An 18,591-nucleotide genomic window follows, 5' to 3' on the forward strand; every position below is an offset into this window, starting at 1 on the left:
GAAACCCTAAACTTGGCTCAGCAATCTCAAATGACTATGTGATTTCTCGCATGGCCACTTGTGATGCTGATAATCTTTTTGACTATCAGTCCGTACTCACAAGCACCCACACGAATTGCTTGATTCAGTTTGTTAAAGAGCGTTTGGTTAAGAGCTTTTCGTCTCAACCGAGGCGCGCATTCTACGCTTTCCTCAGAGCCTGTCAAGCGTTTATTTTGAAGTTTTTTGCGAGAAACTCGTTTAGCTTCAAACACTTGGCTCGCTGCGATCTCTCGTAGCGGGAGGCGAATCATACAGCGTTTAGAAGCGCTGTCAACCACCTTTTCAACCGCTATCGATCAGTCGATCGAAGCACCTCCAGCACTACCTGGACTAAGTAACTCATTGAATCTCAAGGAGTTTCTCGTTCCGACTACGCTGGAAGTGGGGCGCATTATAAGGGGATTCGAGACCCCGTCAAGGCTTAATTTCAAGAAACCTGGTTATTGCCGAAAACAAAGCGGGGCGGCCTAAAGGCCGCCCCGCTTTTACTTGCATGCCTTATTAAAGGCTAGGGAACGCGAACTGCGACGCCTCATGGCTGGCACGCTGCGGCCAGCGCTGGGTGATCGCCTTGCGGCGGGTATAGAAGCGCACACCATCCGGGCCATACGCATGCAGGTCACCGAACAGCGAACGCTTCCAGCCACCGAAGCTGTGATAAGCCACCGGCACCGGCAGCGGCACGTTCACACCGACCATGCCCACTTCGATCTCGTCGCAGAACAGGCGCGCGGCCTCGCCGTCACGGGTGAAGATGCAGGTGCCGTTGCCATACTCGTGATCGTTGATCAGCTGCATGGCCTGCTCCAGGCTGCTCACCCGCACGATGCACAGCACAGGGCCGAAGATCTCTTCTTTATAGATGCGCATCTGCGGGGTCACCTTGTCGAACAAGGTACCGCCCACGAAGTAGCCATCTTCATTACCCGCCACGCGCAAGCCACGGCCATCCACCACCAGCTTGGCGCCGGCGGCAACACCGTCGTCGATGTAGCCCACTACCTTGTCACGGGCAGCAGCAGTCACCAGCGGCCCCATGTCCAGGCCGCACGACGTGCCGGCGCCGATCTTCAGCGCCTTGATCTGCGGCTCCAGCTTGGCGATCAGCGCATCGGCAACCTGGTCGCCCACACACACAGCGACGGAAATGGCCATGCAACGCTCACCGCACGAACCGTAGGCTGCGCCCATCAGTGCGCTGACGGCGTTGTCCAGGTCGGCGTCAGGCATCAGCACGGCGTGGTTCTTCGCGCCGCCCAGGGCCTGCACACGCTTGCCGCGCTTGGTGCCTTCGGCGTAGATGTATTCGGCAATCGGCGTCGAACCCACGAAGCTCAGGGCCTTCACTTCTGGCGCCTCGATCAGCGCGTCCACAGCTTCCTTGTCGCCGTGCACCACGTTGAGGATGCCTTTGGGCAGGCCGGCCTCGAGCAGCAGCTGGGCAATGAACAGCGTCGAGCTCGGGTCACGCTCGGACGGTTTGAGGATGAACGCGTTGCCGCAAGCGATGGCCAGCGGGTACATCCACAGTGGCACCATGGCCGGGAAGTTGAACGGCGTGATGCCGGCCACCACGCCCAGCGGCTGGAAGTCCGACCAGGCATCGATGTTCGGGCCGACGTTACGGCTGTACTCGCCCTTGAGCACTTCCGGGGCGGCGCAGGCGAACTCGACGTTCTCGATGCCGCGCTTCAATTCGCCGGCCGCGTCTTCCACGGTCTTGCCATGCTCTTCGCTGATCATCTGCGAGATCTTGGCCTCGTTCTGCTCCAGCAGTTGCTTGAAGCGGAACATCACCTGGGCGCGCTTGGCCGGTGGGGTGTTGCGCCAGGCCGGGAAAGCGGCCTTGGCGGAGTCGATCGCTTCCTGCACGGTTGCGCGGCTGGCCAGCTCGACCTTGCGTACCGCCTGGCCGGTGGAGGGGTTGAAGACATCGGCGGTGCGCTCACCCTTGGTAACCAGCTCGCCGTGAATCAGGTGCTGAACAATGCTCATGCATAACTCCAGATAAAGAAGGTTGAAGCCAGCGCGCGATCAGCTCGCGCGCCTTGCGTCAAAATCAGAAAGATCAGTCGATCTTGTTCAGGGTTTCACCGACCGCGTCGAACAGGCGGTCCAGTTCCTGCGGCTGGGTGTTGAAGGTTGGGCCGAACTGCAGGGTGTCGCCACCGAAGCGTACATAGAAGCCGGCTTGCCACAGCTTCATCGCCGCCTCATACGGACGCACGATGGCATCGCCATCACGGGCGGCGATCTGGATCGCGCCGGCCAGGCCGTAGTTGCGGATGTCGACGATGTTCTTGGTGCCTTTCACGCCATGCAGCAGCTTCTCGAAGTGCGGCGCCAGCTCGGCGGCCGACTGCACCAGGTTTTCCTTCTGCAGCAGGTCGAGCGCGGCGATACCTGCGGCGCAGGCGACCGGGTGAGCCGAGTAGGTGTAGCCGTGGGGGAATTCGACGGCGTATTCCGGGGTCGGCTGGTTCATGAAGGTCTGGTAGATCTCGCTGCTGGCGATCACTGCGCCCATCGGAATGGCGCCGTTGGTCACCTGCTTGGCGATGCACATCAGGTCCGGGGTCACGCCGAACGCTTCGGCGCCGGTCATCGCGCCCATGCGGCCGAAGCCTGTGATCACTTCGTCGAAGATCAGCAGGATGTTGTGCTGGGTGCAGATTTCACGCAGGCGCTTCAGGTAACCCTTCGGCGGCGGCAGTACACCCGCCGAGCCTGCCAGCGGTTCGACGATCACGGCCGCGATGTTCGACGCATCGTGCAGCTCGATCAGCTTGAGCATCTCATCGGCCAGGGCGATGCCGCCCTCTTCCGGCATGCCCTTGGAGAAGGCGTTCACCGGCAGCACGGTGTGCGGCAGGTGGTCGACGTCCAGCAGCTGGCCGAACATCTTGCGGTTGCCGTTGACGCCGCCCAGGCTGGTGCCGGCGATGTTCACCCCGTGGTAGCCACGGGCACGGCCAATGATCTTGGTCTTGGTCGCCTGGCCTTTCAGGCGCCAGTAGGCGCGCACCATCTTCAGCGCGGTGTCGGCGCACTCGGAACCGGAGTTGGTATAGAAGACGTGGTTCAGATCACCCGGGGTCAGTTCGGTGATCTTTTCAGCCAGCTGGAACGACAGCGGGTGGCCGAACTGGAACGCCGGGGAATAGTCCAGGGTATTGAGCTGACGGGTGACCGCGTCGGCAATTTCCTTGCGGGTATGCCCGGCACCGCAGGTCCACAGCCCCGACAGGCCATCGAAGATCTTGCGCCCCTTGTCGTCGACCAGGTAGTTGCCCTCGGCCGCCACGATCAGGCGTGGGTCACGGTGGAAGTTGCGGTTGGCGGTGTAAGGCATCCAGTGGGCATCCAGCTTGAGCTGGCTGGCGATACCGGAAGGAGCGGTTTCGGGCATGTTCATCGGCGGTTCCTCGAAAGACGAATAGGCAACGATGGATGTTGTTGCAGCTAAATTCGCACGCAGATAAAGTCTGAAAAAGCCTACATTTCTAATCTTCAGATAGAACAAGACTAAACTGATGAGCCGACGCCCCGATCCTCTGGCACAGGTCAGCGATTTCGATATCCGCCTGTTGAAAATCTACCGAAGCGTCGTCGAATGCGGCGGTTTCTCGGCTGCCGAGAACGTGCTCGGCATTGGCCGCTCGGCCATCAGCCAGCAGATGAACGACCTTGAGCAGCGCCTGGGCTTGCGCCTGTGCCAACGCGGCCGCGCCGGTTTCTCGCTGACCGAGGAGGGCCGCGAGGTGTACCACTCGGCGCTGCAGCTGCTCAGCGCGCTGGAAACCTTCCGCACCGAGGTCAACGGCCTGCACCAGCACCTGCGCGGCGAGCTCAATATTGGCCTGACCGACAACCTGGTGACCCTGCCGCACATGCGCATCACCCATGCCCTGGCCGAACTCAAGGACCGCGGCCCGGACGTGCGCATCCAGATCCGCATGATCGCCCCCAGCCAGGTCGAGCAAGGGGTGCTCGACGGCAGCCTGCATGTTGGCGTGGTGCCCCAGACCAGCCCGCTCTCCGGCCTCGAATACCAACCCTTGTACAGCGAGCGCTCGCTGCTCTACTGCGCCGTCGGCCACCCGCTGTTCTATGCCGACGACCAGCAGGTCGACGATGAGCGCCTCAACAGCCAGGAAGCCATCGCGCCCACTTTCCGCCTGCCCGCCGATATCCAGGCGCACTACCAGGCACTCAACTGCACCGCCAGCGCCTCGGACCGTGAAGGCATGGCGTTTCTGATCCTCACCGGGCGCTACATCGGCTACCTGCCCGACCATTACGCCACGTTCTGGGTCCAGCAAGGCCGCCTGCGCCCGCTCAAGCCGGCCCAGCGCTTCTACGACCTGAGCCTGAGCTGGGTCACGCGCAAGGGCCGGCGGCCGAACCTGGTGCTGGAAAGCTTCCTGGAAAGCCTGGCTGCGACACGCTGATGCCTGCTTGTGCCGCTAATGCTTGTCACTTGCGCGCAGGCAGGTAATCTTGTCCGACATCCGTTGCCACAGACCTGTACGGAATCGTCCATGACCCTAGAAGTCCCTGCGCATCGCCTTTCCGCCTCGGGCAAGCCCGCCGGCCGCATCCGCCAGAAGAACGAACAGGCCATCATCCAGGCCGCCGAAGACGAATTCGCCCGTCATGGCTTCAAAGGCACCAGCATGAACACCATCGCGCTGAAGGCCGGCTTGCCCAAGGCGAACCTGCATTACTACTTCACCAACAAGCTGGGCCTGTACATCGCCGTACTGAGCAACATCATCGAACTGTGGGACAGCACCTTCAACGCCCTGAGCGTCGAGGACGACCCGGGCGAGGCGCTGAGCCAGTACATCCGCACCAAGATGGAGTTCTCCCGGCGCAACCCGCAGGCTTCGCGGATCTTCGCCATGGAAGTGATCAGCGGCGGCAGCTGCCTGACCGAGTATTTCAGCGCCGACTACCGCGAATGGTTCCGCGGCCGTGCTGCGGTGTTCCAGGCCTGGATGGATGCCGGCAAGATGGACCCGGTCGACCCGGTGCACCTGATTTTCCTGCTCTGGGGCAGCACCCAGCACTACGCCGACTTCGCCACCCAGATCTGCCAGGTCACCGGCCGCAGCCGCCTGACCAAGCAAGACATGGAAGATGCGAGCAGCAACCTTATCCACATCATTCTCAAAGGATGCGGCATCGCGCCGAGCGCCTGACTTCTCTATATGCCTTCTACCCTGCTCGACCTCTGCGAGTTTCGCGAGGAAATCCGCAAGAGCCGCTTCATCACCCTGGCCGGCCCGATCACCAGCGCCGCCGAGGCGATGAGCTTCATCGAACGCCACAGCGACCTCGCCGCCACCCACAACTGCTGGGCCTGGAAGCTCGGCGCACAGTACCGCAGCAGCGACGATGGCGAACCCGGAGGCACCGCCGGGCGGCCGATTCTGGCCGCCATCGAGGCGCAGGATTGCGACCAGGTGGTGGTGCTGGTGATCCGCTGGTACGGCGGTATCCAGCTGGGCACCGGTGGCCTGGCCCGGGCCTATGGCGGCGGGGCCAACAAGTGCCTGCAACAGGCGCCGAAACGGCTGCTGGTGCAGCGCAGCGAATTTGCCTGCAGCTGCAGCTTCAGCGAACTGGCCCTGGTGAAGCTGCGCCTGGCCGAGGTGGATGGCCTGGTGCTGGACGAGCAGTTCACCGCCAATGGCGTTGACCTGCGCATTGCCGTCGGCGAAGCCCACCTAGCCGCCTTGCAACAGCAATTGGCAGACCTGAGCCGCGGGCGAATCCTCCTCGAAGCGTGTTGAAGGTTGCACACAACAACTGTGGGCCCGCCTGTGGATAAGCTTGGGGCACTCATCTGCAAGCCTTGCCATTCAAGGCCTGCAGAGCATTGAGCATATTTTGATCACCGTTTGATGACAGTCGCAAGCGGTTGACTTGTCAAGTGTTATCCACAGTCGAAAAGCCGGATGCCGTCATACCCTCACCCGCGCTTGCACACATTAACTGTGGATCAGCCTGTGGATAACCCGTTAGCCAACAAGCCAAGCGCCCGGCTCTGCACGGCCTTGACGCAACTGGTCAATTTTTAACCACCTTCGATGCAGGCGGATGTCCCGAGCCTGCAGTATCCTCAATGTCTTTTTCCCCGATAAAGGAATGGTCCCATGGCTGATTCAAAGACTGCCCTCATCATCGGCGCCTCCCGCGGGTTGGGCCTGGGCCTGGTGCAGCGGCTGCAGGAAGATGGCTGGCACATCACCGCCACGGTACGCGACCCCAAGAAACCCGGCGCGCTGGGTGAAGTTGCCGGTGTACGCATCGAGCAGCTGGAGATGAACGACACCGCCCAGCTCGATGGCCTGAAGCAACGCCTGCAAGGTGAAATGTTCGACCTGGTGTTCATCAACGCCGGTGTCATGGGGCCCCTGCCCCAGGACCTGGAAAAGGTGCAGCAACCAGACATCGGCGCGCTGTTCATGACCAATGCCGTGGCGCCGATCCGCGTTGCCCGTCGCTTGGCCGGCCAGGTCCGCCAGGGCAGCGGCGTGCTGGCGTTCATGAGCTCGATACTGGGCAGCGTGACCATCCCCGACGGCGGCGAGATCTGCCTGTACAAGGCCAGCAAGGCCGCGCTGAATTCGATGATCAACAGCTTCGTGGTCGAGCTGCAACGCCCGGATCTCTGTGTACTGGCCATGCATCCCGGCTGGGTGAAAACCGACATGGGCGGCGAAAACGCCGAGATCGACGTGCTCACCAGCACCCGCGGCATGCTCGAACAGGTCAAGGCCCACAGCGGCAACGGCGGCCTGCGCTTCATCAACTACAAGGGTGAAACCCTCACCTGGTGAGCCGCCTCTGATCGGCGGTTGGCGCAATGCAGGCCTGGCCAAGCGCAATGCCTGGTCAGGCCCTGTAGAATGGCGGCAACCGTACCTGATTGAGATAGCCACCTATGTATGACTGGTTGAACGCCCTGCCAAAGGCCGAACTGCACCTGCACCTCGAAGGTTCGCTCGAACCCGAGCTGCTGTTCGCCCTGGCCGAGCGCAACAAGATCGCCCTGCCCTGGAACGACGTCGAAACCCTGCGCAGCGCCTATGCCTTCAACAACCTGCAGGAATTTCTCGACCTTTATTACCAGGGCGCGGACGTGCTGCGCACCGAGCAGGACTTCTACGACCTGACCTGGGCCTACCTGCAGCGCTGCAAGGCACAGAATGTCATCCACACCGAGCCCTTCTTCGACCCGCAGACCCACACCGACCGGGGCATCCCGTTCGAGGTGGTGCTCAATGGCATCAACCACGCGCTCAAGGATGGCCGTGAACAACTGGGCATCAGCAGTGGCCTGATCCTGAGCTTCCTGCGCCACCTCAGCGAAGAAGAAGCCCACAAGACCCTCGACCAGGCCTTGCCCTTCCGTGACGCGTTCATTGCCGTTGGCCTGGACAGCTCGGAAATGGGCCACCCACCGAGCAAGTTCCAGCGCGTGTTCGACCGTGCCCGCAGCGAAGGCTTCGTCGCCGTCGCCCATGCCGGCGAAGAAGGCCCGCCCGAGTACATCTGGGAAGCCCTCGACCTGCTGCAGATCAAGCGCATCGACCACGGCGTGCGCGCCATCGAGGACGAGCGCCTGATGCAGCGCATCATCGACGAGCAGATCCCCCTCACCGTGTGCCCATTGTCCAACACCAAGCTCTGCGTGTTCGATCACATGAGCCAGCACAACATCCTCGACATGCTCGAGCGCGGCGTGAAGGTGACGGTGAACTCCGATGACCCGGCGTATTTCGGTGGCTACGTGACCGAAAACTTCCACGCCCTGCACACCCACCTGGGCATGAACGAAGACCAGGCTCGCCGCCTGGCCCAGAACAGCCTGGACGCACGCCTCGTGTAACCGGGCCGTCAGCCCACCTGCAACGTGCTGACCCGGGCAATGCGGTTGATCTGCTGGATACCTTCGGCGGAAATCTGCATTGCCCGCGTGCCTTCCGGCTCGCGCATCCAGCCAGACTGCAGGAACAGCGTGAGCAATGCACGCCCAAGGCTGCCCCCCAGATGCGGGCCCTGGTTGCTCCATTCGCTGCAGTGGCAGATCACGCAGCCTTGCTGCTGGCGTGGCGCCAAGGCGTCGATGTAGACCCCTATGCGCGCCAGCGCCAGGCGCCCTTCATCGCTGACCATCACCTGCCGCTCGCTGCCCTCCAGCCAACCCGCGACCACCAGGCGGTGGTACAGCTCGCCGGCCAGCTCACCCCCCAAGTGATCACCACAACGACGCGCCCGGCGCATCGACATCGGCATCTGCGCAGGCTTGGCGCGCTGCTGCCCATCACTGCCGAGCTGCACACTGGCCAACGCTTCGACGGCTGCGCCGACCTGGGGCGTGGCCAGCCTGAAGTAGCGTTTGCGGCCCCGCGCTTCGAGCCTGAGCAAGCCTGCCGAAGACAGCAGCGACAGGTGCGCGCAGGCAGAGGATGAGGACAAGCCGGCCATCATCGCCAGTTCGTCGGTCGGCCGCGGCGTGCCATCGATCAACGCCCACAACATCGCACTGCGCTTGGGGTCGGCCATCAGGCCGGCAATCTGACTGATACTGCTGACTGCATTCATGTCCTGTAACTCCCTGCAAATCACATCTGATTTCCAATGGCCAACCGTGGCAACGCCGATCGCCCTCGGCAGGTGCCAGCCGCGGCGCTCGCCCCGCAGTATAAGCCGCACGCAGGCCCGCCCCGCAGGCGGGCCACGGGCGGCGCAGGCAAAGTGAATGTGGGTAGGGGAACCCTTGAGCGCCGAGCATGGCAAGGCGGCTGGGGCACAATGGCCCGTCAGAGGAAGGAAGCCGCCGGCTGGCAGGGAAGAAACAGCGCAGGAGGAAGAATGGCCCCAGGCATCGCAAGGACTCTGCCGACAACGCCCTTCCTCAAATAACGCAGATTAAAGCGAACCTTCTACACGCTTGCAGGCCTTGCAGCGGCCCGCACCTTGACCGCCAGTCAGAACACTGCACCAAGCCATGGCGAGGGGGCACTGCGGCGCTACACTAGTCCCGCTCTCCCCCCAATTCGAAGGTATGCCGCGATGAAGATTGTCGTCAGTGCGTCAAACCGCAACCCCAACTGCCCATGGCAGGTGAGGCTCGACCAACATGTGGTGAGCTTTCGCAGCGAGGCCGAAGCACGTGCCTTCGTCGCCACCCTGGAAACGCGCCTGCAGGCGCCTCATGCGCTCATGCCGGACGCCTGGCCTGCAAACCCCGGGTCAGTAGCGCGACACTGACCACCAGTGCCCCGCACAAGCTGATCACCAGGGTCATGGGCACCGCGCTGCCATCGTGCAGCAGGCCGACCAACGCTGCCGCTGCGGCGGCGACGCTGAACTGCAGGCAGCCCATCAACGCCGAAGCGCTGCCGGCCCGCGCCCCCTGGCCGCTCATGGCGCAGGCCGAGGCGTTGGGGATGATGCAGCCAAGGCTGGCGATGCAGACGAACAGGGGCAGCAAAAGTGGCCACAACTGCGCCGGGCGCATCGCGGCCACGCCGAGCATCACCAACCCCGCCGCCAGGTACACCCACACCGCCCGCACCAGCAGGAACGCCGGGCCGCGCTTGGCCAGCAGGCGGGCGTTGACCTGCGCGACCAGGATGAAACCCGCCGCATTGGTGCCGAACAGCCAGCCGTAATGCTCTGCCGGCACGCCATAAAGTTTGATAAATACGAAAGGTGAACCGGCGATGTAGGCAAACATCCCGGCGATAGCGATTCCGCCGGTCAAGGCATGGCCGATGAACACGCGATCGGCCAACAGCCGCATGTACTGGCGCAGCGCCCCCGACAGCGGCTGGCGCGGGATGTGCGCCGGCAAGCTCTCCGGCAGGCCCAGGCTCACCGCCAGTAGGCAGGCCGCACTGAACAGGCTCAAGGCGAGGAAGATCGACTGCCAGCCCGCCACGTTGACCAGCACGCCGCCGAGCATCGGCGCAAGGATCGGCGCCAAGCCCATCACCAGCATCAATTGCGAGAACACCTTGGCCGAAGCCACCGGGTCGCACTTGTCACTGACGATGGCCCGCGACAGCACCATGCCGGCACAACCGCCCAACGCCTGGACGAACCGCGCCAGGATCAACGTATCGAGGTTGGGCGCATAGGCGCAGGCCAGCGATGCCAGGGTGAACAGCCCCACACCGAACAACAGCGGCTTGCGCCGGCCGAAGCGATCGGCCACCGGGCCATAGGCCAGCTGGCCGAGCGACAGGCCAAGGAAGTACGCGGCCAAGGTGGCCTGTACATGTTTTTCGTCGGTGGCGAACGCCTGCGCCATGGCCGGGAAGGCGGGCAGGTAGAAGTCGATCGCCAGCGGCCCGAACGCACTCAATGCGCCCAGGATCAGCACCATTCGCAGGTTCATCAGGAATCCATAGCAGGCTAAGCAAGCGCGTAAGTCTACCTGCAGTGGACCCCTTCAGTATGAAAACATTTGCAACAAAACAGCCCCGGGGCTCAGGCCACCTCGGCCTGGTAACCCTCTTCACGGATTGCCGCCAACAGCTGTTCAGGCGCCAATGCGCTGTGCACGCGCACCTCCTTGGCGGCCAGGTCGACTTCCACCTGCGCCTGCGCATCCTGCTCCTGTACCGCGCGGGTCACCGCTTTCACGCAATGGCCGCAGGTCATGCCTTGGACGTTGAACACTTGCATGGGTATTGCCTCCTTGTGGGTTTTGCCCAGTTTCAAGCTTGCCATCGGGGCAAGGTCAAGTTCTGCGGCCAACGGCCGGGCTGGAAATCTGCGCAGACCTCGGCCAAGCTGCGCCTTTGACGATTCAGGCAAGCAGGAGATTTTTTCATGTTCAGGGCAGCAGCGAGCGTTGTCGGGCTACTGGGTGCGCTGGCGGCAGTGCCGCCGGCCTTGGCCGAGGGCAATTCGGACTACAGCGTGCTGATCATTTCCCGGGAGCGCCTTGAAGTAGCCACCAGCTGCGAAATCGGCATCTACCTCAACGACCAGCTGTCCGGGCGAGTGTTCCAGGAGCAATCGGCCTCCTTCAACTTGCCGCCTGGCCCGGTCGATGTGCGCCTGCGCCTGCTGCCCGGGCAGATGCCCGGCTGCGCCCCAGGCATCGAGGACCAGCGCAGCACGCGCCTGAACCTGCAGGTGGGCCAGATCAACAAATACCGCATTGCCATGGGCCACAATGGGCTCGAGTTGAAGCGAGCCGGCCTGGGCTATTGACCTTCCCCGCATGGCAAGGTTGATGCTGCAGGCCAGTCCACGGAGGAAAGCCATGCCCGCATCCACCACTTTTGACCTGCCGATCTCCGGCATGACCTGCGCCAGCTGTGCTGGCCGTGTCGAGCGCGCCCTGCGCAAGGTCAGCGGCGCCGAACAGGTCAGCGTCAACCTCGCCACCGAACAAGCCCGCGTCCAGGCCCCGGCCGGCAGCCTGCCGGCCCTGGTCGATGCCGTGCGCGGCGCAGGCTACGGCGTACCCACCCGCACCCTGGAACTGCAGATCGGCGGCATGACCTGCGCCAGCTGCGTCGGCCGTGTCGAGCGCGCCCTTGGCAAGCTGCCGGGCGTCGAGCAGGTCAGCGTCAACCTGGCCAGCGAACGCGCCCACCTCGAAGTGCTCCAGGCCCTCGATGACCAGCTGCTGATCGCCGCCGTCGAAAAGGCCGGCTACAGTGCCAGCCTGCCGCAGGCGCGGCAGGATGAGCAGCAGGCCGCCCAGCGCCGCTTGCGCAACGACCGCCTGGCAGTCGGCGCTGCCCTGTTGCTGGCGCTGCCCCTGGTATTGCCGATGCTGGTGCAACCGTTCGGCCTGCACTGGATGCTGCCGGCCTGGGCGCAGTTCCTGCTGGCAACGCCGGTGCAGTTCATCCTCGGCGCCCGCTTCTACGTGGCGGCCTACAAAGCCGTGCGTGCCGGTGCCGGCAACATGGACCTGCTGGTGGCCCTGGGCACCAGCGCAGGGTACGGCCTGAGCCTGTACCAATGGGCCCAGGCGCCGGCTGGCATGGAGCCGCACCTGTACTTCGAGGCCTCGGCGGTGGTGATTGCCCTGGTGCTGCTCGGCAAGTACCTGGAAAGCCGCGCCAAACGCCAGACCGCCAGCGCCATCCGCGCGCTCGAAGCGCTGCGGCCAGAGCGCGCCGTGCGCCTGGTCGAGGGCCGTGAAGAGGACGTCGCGATCGCCCAGCTGCGCCTCGGCGACCTGGTGCTGGTCAAGCCCGGCGAGCGTTTCCCGGTGGACGGCGAAGTGGTGGAAGGCAGCAGCCACGCCGACGAGGCGCTGATCAGCGGAGAAAGCCTGCCCGTGCCCAAGCAACCCGGCGACAACGTGACCGGCGGCGCCATCAATGGCGAAGGCCGGTTGCTGGTGCGTACCCAGGCGGTCGGCACGGAAACGGTCCTGGCGCGCATCATCCGCCTGGTCGAAGACGCCCAGGCAGCCAAGGCGCCGATCCAGAAGCTGGTTGACCGGGTCAGCCAGGTATTCGTCCCCGCGGTACTGGTGCTGGCGCTGCTCACCCTGCTCGGCTGGTGGCTGGCCGGTGCGCCGCTGGAAACCGCACTGATCAACGCAGTCGCCGTGCTGGTGATCGCCTGCCCATGCGCCCTCGGCCTGGCCACGCCTGCAGCCATCATGGCCGGCACCGGCGTCGCCGCGCGCCACGGCATCCTGATCAAGGACGCCGAAGCCCTGGAACGGGCCCACGCAGTGAACCGGGTGGTGTTCGACAAGACCGGCACACTCACCTCGGGCAGCCCCCGCGTGGTACACAGCCAGGCGCTGGGGGGCGACACCGCCGAGTTGCACCGCCTGGCCGGCGCGCTGCAACGGGGCAGCGAACACCCCTTGGCCAAGGCGGTGCTGGAGGCCTGCAGCGAGCAGGGCCTGGAGGTTCCGGCGGTAACCGACAGCCAGTCCCTCACCGGCCGCGGCATCGCCGGGCGGGTAGACGGCCGCGAGCTGGCCCTGGGCAACCGCCGCCTGCTCGACGAAAGCGGCCTGCAGCCTGGCGCCCTGGCCCCTATGGCGCAAGCCTGGGAAACCGAAGGCCGCACCCTGTCGTGGCTGATCGAGCAAGGTGCGCAGCCCCGCGTGCTGGGCCTGTTCGCCTTTGGTGACAGCCTCAAGCCCGGCGCCGAGCAAGCCATCACCACCCTGCACGCGCAACACATCACCAGCCACCTGCTGACCGGCGACAACCGCGGCAGCGCCAAGGTGGTGGCCGAGCGCCTCGGCATCGACGACGTGTACGCCGAAGTGCTGCCGGCCGACAAGGCCGCCACGGTCGCGGCCTTGAAGCAGGACGGCGTGGTGGCGATGGTCGGCGACGGCATCAACGATGCCCCGGCCCTGGCCGCCGCCGATATCGGCATTGCCATGGGCGGTGGCACCGACGTGGCCATGCAGGCCGCCGGCATCACCCTGATGCGCGGCGACCCACGGCTGGTGCCTGCGGCCCTGGAAATCAGCCGCAAGACCTACGCGAAAATCCGTCAGAACCTGTTCTGGGCGTTCATCTACAACCTGATCGGCATCCCCCTGGCCGCACTGGGTTACCTCAACCCGGTGCTGGCAGGCGCAGCCATGGCGCTGTCCAGTGTCAGCGTGGTCAGCAATGCCCTGTGGCTGAAAACCTGGAAACCCACCAGCACCTCGCAGGAGGAGGCCCCATGAACATCGGCCAGGCGGCCCGCCGCAGCGGGCTCAGCACCAAGATGATCCGCTACTACGAATCCATCGGCCTGCTCAAGCCGGCCACCCGCAGCGACAGCGGCTACCGCCTGTACCAGCCGCAGGACCTGCACAGCCTGGCGTTCATCAAGCGCTCGCGCGACCTGGGGTTCTCCCTGGACGAAGTGGGCAAGCTGCTGACCCTGTGGCAGGACCGCCAGCGCGCCAGTGCCGACGTCAAGGCACTGGCCGTGCAGCACATCGACGAGCTGAACCGGCGCATCGAGGAGTTGGTCAGCCTGCGCGATACCTTGAGTGAGCTGGCCGCCCACTGCCAGGGCAATGACCGGCCCGATTGCCCGATTCTCAAAGACCTGGCCAATGGCGGCGAGTGTTGCCATTGAGGCTTTTGGCCAGTTGGCCAGCTATTTGGTATGCCATATTAGCCTAGTACCGACCGAATAGTCGCCAAATGCGGCTTCGCCCAATAAATACGGGCATTTTCGCTCAAAAAATCCCGGACGCTGCCGATGCATGAAGCATCGCGTGTCGATAAAAACAAACTCCGGGAGCGTCGATGAACATCAAACAGAAACTGACCTGGGCATTCGCGGTCATCGCCGCGCTGCCCATCGTCCTCGTGGCCACCCTGGTGGTCATCAACCTGCGCGGCGAAGCCCGCGACGGATTCCTCGACAGCAGCAGCCGCGAGATCCGCCAGGTCAGCAATGCCATGAACCTGTTCTTCCAGGGCATCACCCAGAACGTCGACTACCTGGCCAGCCTGCCAGAAGTCACCGGCGCGGGTGCCGACATCAAGAAGCACATCAGCGCCGATGCCGCGCAGATCCCTACCGGCGAGCAGGACAAGGTGCTGTTCGAGCTGTTCACCCGCCTGGCCAACAGCCATTCGGACTACGCCTACGTGTCCTACGGCCTGAAGGACGGCGGCTACGCGTTCTGGCCCGGCGACCCGAGCATGAGCAACTACGACCCACGCACCCGTCCGTGGTACCAGACGGCCATGGCCAACCCCGGCAAGACCCTGCGCACCGCCCCGTACTACTGGGCAGGCGATGACGCAGTGCTGGTCAGCACCGTGCGCGCCGTCGCCAACCAGCTCGGCAACCCCGGTGGTGTGGTCAACATCGACGTGTCGCTCAAGGGCCTGACCGAAATCGTGCAGCAGATCAAGCTGGGCGAAAGCGGCTACCTGATCCTCATGGAAAACAACGGCAACGTGATGGTCGACCCGCGCGATGCCAGCCACAACTTCAAGCAGCTGGCGAGTTTCGGCGAGGGCTATGCCGAGCTGGCCAAGGCCGGCAAGGGCCTGGTCGAAGTCGACCTGGGCGGTGTGCGCTACATGGCCAACGTCTACCCCGACGAGAAACTCGGCTGGACCTTCATCGGCCTGATCCAGCAAAGCGAAGTGATGCAGACCACCACCCGCCTGACCTGGCTCATCGGCACCATCGCGCTGGTGCTGGCGGCCCTGTTCGCCGTGGTCGGCACCGCCTTCGCCAAGCTCATCGTGCGCCCGATCAACAGTGTCACCAGCGGCCTGGAAGACATCGCCCAGGGCGAAGGCGACCTGACCCGCAACCTCGATGTGCGCGGCCGCGACGAAACCGCGCAACTGGCCAACTGGTTCAACCAGTTCCTCGGCGCCATCCGCAGCCTGATCCAGCACATCGGCTCGGCCGCCAGCAAGATCCTCAGCACCTCCAGCAGCTCGACCCGGGTTTCCAGCGACATGGCCGAGGCCGCCGGGCGCCAGCGCGAGGCCGTGGACATGGTGTCCACCGCGTTCCACGAAATGGTCGCCACCGCCAACGAAGTGGCGCGCTCCTGCAGCCAGGCCGCGCAATCGGCCGACAGCGGCCAGCAACAGGCCCGTGAAGGCCAGCAGCAGATCGATGCGGCGGTGCACAGCGTCGACCGCCTGAGCCAGGAAATCGAACAGTCGGCCCAGTCGATCCAGCAGCTGGAGCGCGACAGCAACGCCATCCAGTCGATTCTCGGCACCATTCGCTCGATCGCCGAGCAGACCAACCTGCTGGCCCTCAACGCCGCGATCGAGGCCGCCCGGGCAGGCGAACAAGGCCGCGGCTTTGCCGTGGTGGCCGACGAAGTGCGGGCGCTGGCCAAGCGCACGGCCGACTCCACGGCAGAAATCGACGGCCTGCTGGGCAACCTGGCCAGCCGCACCGCCGAGGTGGCCGAGCAGATGCACGCGAGCCTGGAAGTGTCGCAGCAGTCGGTCAGCCGCATCGGCCTGGCCCGCGACAGCTTTGGCCAGATCCGTGAGTCGGTGGACATCATTCGCGACATGAACACCCAGATCGCCACGGCGGCGGAAGAGCAGCACCAGGTGGCCGAGGACATCAACCGGCATATCAGTCAGATCCATGGCGATGCGCAGTTGGTGGCGGAACTGGCCCAGGCCGCGCGGCAGGATTCGGAGAGCCTGGCCGGGTTGTCAAACGAGCTGGATTCGCTGGTGCGGCGTTTCCGCACCTGACCTGCAGTGCCCCCATCGCCGGCAAGCCGGCTCCCACAAGTACTGCGCATGCCGCTATACCTGTGGGAGCCGGCTTGCCGGCGATGGGGCCAGTACAGGCAACCTACAGCTTCAACTCACCCGGCGTAGCGCCAAACAACTGCTTGAAGGCAGCGATGTAGGCCGAAGTCGAGTCATAACCACACCCCAGCGCGGCCTCGGTCACGCTCTCCCCCGCCTCCAGCAACGCCAGCGATGACAACAGCCGCATCCGCTGGCGCCAGTTGCGAAAACTCAAGCCGGTTTCCCGCTGGAACAGGCGCATCAAGGTCTTCTCCGAACAGCCCAGCTGCAGCGCCCATTGCTGCAAGGTCTGCAGCTGGTCCGGCGCGGCGATCAGGCCATTGCACAGCGCCAGCAGCCGCGGATGACGAGGCAGGGGCAGCGAGAAACTCACTTCAGGCAGCGTGCGCAGCTGGTCGAGCAACACCGCCACCAGCCGTGCCTCGCTGCTGTCACCTTCCGGGTAATGCGCCGGGTACAGGCAGAACTGCTTGATCAGCTCGCGCGCCAGGGGCGTCACCTCCAGCACCCGGCACTGCGCCGCAGCCCAGGGGCAGGCGTCGCGGCGGATATACAGGCTGCGCATTTCGGCCTGCCCGGTGGTCACCACTTCGTGCTCGGCATCGGCCGGGATCCACACGCCCCACTGCGGCGGGGCGAAGTAGCTGCCGTCGCGGGTGTACACACCCAGCACGCCGCTGATGGCGTAGGAAAACTGCACCCAGTCGTGGCTGTGGCAAGTGGTCCAGGAGCCGGCGCCGAGGCTTTCGGCGCGGGCATAGAGAGGCCTGGGCAGGTGGTCCAGGGCGGGGATGGCGCGGGGGTGTCCGATGCTCGGCATGGTGGTTTCTTATAATTCCGACCAGACAAGCCTAACACCTGCGGCCACGCTGTCGCCCCTTTCGCCGGCTGTGGGAGGCGGCTTGCCGGCGAAGGGCGCGACGCGGTCTCAGCGCTCCACAATCATGGTCACGCCCTGCCCCCCCGCCGCACAGATCGAGATCAGCCCACGCCCCTTGCCCGCCGTCGCCAACAGCTTGGCCATGTTGGCCAGGATCCGCCCGCCGGTGGCGGCAAACGGGTGCCCTGCCGCCAACGAGCTGCCCTTGACGTTGAGCTTGCTGCGGTCGATCGCCCCCAGCGCAGCATCAAGCCCCAGGTGCGTGCGGCAGTACTCGGCATCTTCCCAGGCCTTGAGCGTGCACAGCACCTGGGCGGCGAAGGCTTCGTGGATTTCGTAGTAGTCGAAGTCCTGCAGCGTCAGCCCATTGCGCGCCAGCAACCGCGGCACGGCGTACACCGGCGCCATCAGCAGGCCTTCCTGCCCTTTGACGAAATCCACCGCCGCCGTTTCACCGTCGACCACATGGGCCAGCACTTCGAGCCCATGCGCCTGGGCCCATTCCGGCGTGCCCAGCAGCACCAGCGAAGCGCCATCGGTCAGCGGCGTGGAATTGCCGGCGGTCAGCGTGCCCTGACCGCTGTGGTCGAACACCGGCTTGAGCTTGGCGAGCTGTTCCAGGTCCAGGTCCGGGCGCAGGTTGTTGTCACGCGCCAGGCCCAGAAAAGGCGTGAGCAGGTCGTCCTGCCAGCCCTCGGCGTAGGACGCGGCCAGGCGCTGATGGCTGAGCAGCGCCAGCTCGTCCTGTTCGGCCCGGCCAATCTGCCAGGCCTGCGCCATGCGCTCGCAATGCTCGCCCATCGACAGCCCGGTGCGCGGCTCGCCATTGCGTGGCAGCTCCGGCTTCAAATGGGCCGGGCGCAGTTGCAGGAAGGGTTTGAGCCGCTCGCCCAGGGTCCTGCCGCGGTTGGCTTGCAGAAGGATGCGGCGCAGGCCCTCGCTGACGGCGATCGGCGCGTCGGAGGTGGTGTCCACGCCGCCGGCAATGCCCGATTCGATCTGCCCCAGGGCAATCTTGTTGGCCACCAGCAACGCCGCCTCCAGGCCAGTGCCGCAAGCCTGCTGGATGTCGTAGGCGGGCGTGCGCGGCGACAGCCGCGAGCCGAGCACGCACTCGCGGGTCAGGCTCATGTCGCGTGAATGCTTGAGTACCGCACCCGCCACCACCTCGCCCAGGCGCAGGCCATGCAGGCGGTAGCGCTCGATCAGGCCTTCGAGGGTGACGGTGAGCATCGCCTGGTTGCTGGCAGTGGCATAGGCGCCGTTGGAGCGGGCGAAGGGAATTCGGTTGCCGCCCAGGATCGCGACCCGGCGAAGTGAACGCATGCGTGGATTCCTCCTGAAACAATTGGGTCCGTACAGCCTAGGTGTTTTTACCGCATTCGAACG

At 64.5% G+C, this 18,591-nt stretch carries 16 protein-coding genes and 2 pseudogenes; 11 read left to right on the forward strand and 7 right to left on the reverse strand.

From position 1 onward, the window contains the following. Positions 1-543: 543 nt before the first annotated feature. Both L6D75_RS25385 and aptA read right to left on the reverse strand, forming a co-directional pair. Positions 544-2,037, reverse strand: a complete 1,494-nt coding sequence (locus tag L6D75_RS25385; protein ID WP_176517907.1) for a CoA-acylating methylmalonate-semialdehyde dehydrogenase — start codon at positions 2,035-2,037, stop codon at positions 544-546. A gap of 73 nt (positions 2,038-2,110) precedes the next feature. Beyond that, complete coding sequence (gene aptA / locus L6D75_RS25390) at positions 2,111-3,457, reverse strand: omega-aminotransferase AptA (RefSeq protein WP_176517906.1); 1,347 nt, start codon at positions 3,455-3,457, stop codon at positions 2,111-2,113. Between the two features lie 115 nt (positions 3,458-3,572). On the opposite strand from aptA, the gene L6D75_RS25395 reads away from it, so the two are divergent. The 5 genes from L6D75_RS25395 (at position 3,573) to L6D75_RS25415 (ending at position 7,942) form a co-directional block, all read left to right on the forward strand. Then, positions 3,573-4,493 carry a LysR family transcriptional regulator gene (locus tag L6D75_RS25395; RefSeq protein ID WP_176517908.1) on the forward strand — a complete coding sequence of 307 codons (921 nt, stop codon included), beginning with the start codon at positions 3,573-3,575 and terminating at the stop codon, positions 4,491-4,493. Positions 4,494-4,583: 90 nt separating this feature from the next. After that, the gene (locus L6D75_RS25400) at positions 4,584-5,246 is read left to right on the forward strand and encodes a TetR/AcrR family transcriptional regulator (protein WP_176517905.1); all 663 of its coding nucleotides are present in this window, start codon (positions 4,584-4,586) and stop codon (positions 5,244-5,246) included. A 9-nt stretch (positions 5,247-5,255) separates the two neighbouring features. Continuing rightward, positions 5,256-5,840, forward strand: coding sequence for an IMPACT family protein (locus L6D75_RS25405; RefSeq protein ID WP_176517904.1), 585 nt, complete (start codon positions 5,256-5,258; stop codon positions 5,838-5,840). A 363-nt stretch (positions 5,841-6,203) separates the two neighbouring features. Continuing rightward, positions 6,204-6,890, forward strand: coding sequence for an SDR family oxidoreductase (locus L6D75_RS25410; protein ID WP_176517903.1), 687 nt, complete (start codon positions 6,204-6,206; stop codon positions 6,888-6,890). A 104-nt stretch (positions 6,891-6,994) separates the two neighbouring features. Then, positions 6,995-7,942, forward strand: a complete 948-nt coding sequence (locus L6D75_RS25415) for an adenosine deaminase (protein WP_176517902.1) — start codon at positions 6,995-6,997, stop codon at positions 7,940-7,942. A gap of 8 nt (positions 7,943-7,950) precedes the next feature. Here L6D75_RS25415 and L6D75_RS25420 read toward each other — a convergent pair whose 3' ends face one another. Further along, the gene (locus L6D75_RS25420; RefSeq protein ID WP_176517901.1) at positions 7,951-8,658 is read right to left on the reverse strand and encodes an ArsR/SmtB family transcription factor; all 708 of its coding nucleotides are present in this window, start codon (positions 8,656-8,658) and stop codon (positions 7,951-7,953) included. Between the two features lie 471 nt (positions 8,659-9,129). Between L6D75_RS25420 and L6D75_RS25425 the strand changes: the two genes are divergently transcribed. Beyond that, on the forward strand, positions 9,130-9,327 hold the full coding sequence (locus L6D75_RS25425) for a hypothetical protein (protein ID WP_236193887.1): 198 nt from the start codon (positions 9,130-9,132) through the stop codon (positions 9,325-9,327). Here L6D75_RS25425 and L6D75_RS25430 read toward each other — a convergent pair. Together L6D75_RS25430 and L6D75_RS25435 are read right to left on the reverse strand one after the other, a co-directional pair. Then, positions 9,278-10,459: a multidrug effflux MFS transporter gene (locus L6D75_RS25430; RefSeq protein WP_176517900.1), complete on the reverse strand. Its 1,182-nt coding sequence runs from the start codon at positions 10,457-10,459 to the stop codon at positions 9,278-9,280. The genes L6D75_RS25425 and L6D75_RS25430 overlap by 50 nt on opposite strands. 92 nt (positions 10,460-10,551) lie before the next feature. Then, on the reverse strand, positions 10,552-10,749 hold the full coding sequence (locus L6D75_RS25435; protein ID WP_176517899.1) for a heavy-metal-associated domain-containing protein: 198 nt from the start codon (positions 10,747-10,749) through the stop codon (positions 10,552-10,554). Between the two features lie 147 nt (positions 10,750-10,896). Here L6D75_RS25435 and L6D75_RS25440 point away from each other — a divergent pair, with 147 nt between their 5' ends. From L6D75_RS25440 to L6D75_RS27575, 5 genes and pseudogenes are all read left to right on the forward strand, one after another. Next, positions 10,897-11,283, forward strand: coding sequence for a hypothetical protein (locus L6D75_RS25440; protein ID WP_176517898.1), 387 nt, complete (start codon positions 10,897-10,899; stop codon positions 11,281-11,283). Positions 11,284-11,335: 52 nt separating this feature from the next. Next, positions 11,336-13,738, forward strand: a complete 2,403-nt coding sequence (locus L6D75_RS25445) for a heavy metal translocating P-type ATPase (protein ID WP_176517897.1) — start codon at positions 11,336-11,338, stop codon at positions 13,736-13,738. Beyond that, a complete protein-coding gene (cueR, locus tag L6D75_RS25450; protein ID WP_176517896.1) occupies positions 13,735-14,139 on the forward strand; it encodes a Cu(I)-responsive transcriptional regulator in 405 nt (134 codons plus the stop codon). Before L6D75_RS25445 ends, cueR begins: the two co-directional genes overlap by 4 nt. 329 nt (positions 14,140-14,468) lie before the next feature. Then, positions 14,469-15,401, forward strand: a pseudogene (locus L6D75_RS27570) (cache domain-containing sensor histidine kinase); the annotation flags it as partial. Between the two features lie 261 nt (positions 15,402-15,662). Then, positions 15,663-16,259: pseudogene (locus L6D75_RS27575) on the forward strand (methyl-accepting chemotaxis protein); the annotation flags it as partial. Between the two features lie 103 nt (positions 16,260-16,362). Here L6D75_RS27575 and L6D75_RS25460 read toward each other — a convergent pair. After that, the gene (locus L6D75_RS25460; protein WP_176517894.1) at positions 16,363-17,142 is read right to left on the reverse strand and encodes an AraC family transcriptional regulator; all 780 of its coding nucleotides are present in this window, start codon (positions 17,140-17,142) and stop codon (positions 16,363-16,365) included. A gap of 108 nt (positions 17,143-17,250) precedes the next feature. Then, on the reverse strand, positions 17,251-18,528 hold the full coding sequence (locus L6D75_RS25465; RefSeq protein ID WP_176517893.1) for an acetyl-CoA C-acetyltransferase: 1,278 nt from the start codon (positions 18,526-18,528) through the stop codon (positions 17,251-17,253). Between the last annotated feature and the right edge of the window lie 63 nt (positions 18,529-18,591).

Origin of the sequence: Pseudomonas faucium, from assembly GCF_021602585.1 — a bacterium.
In the GTDB taxonomy this organism is placed as follows: domain Bacteria; phylum Pseudomonadota; class Gammaproteobacteria; order Pseudomonadales; family Pseudomonadaceae; genus Aquipseudomonas; species Aquipseudomonas faucium.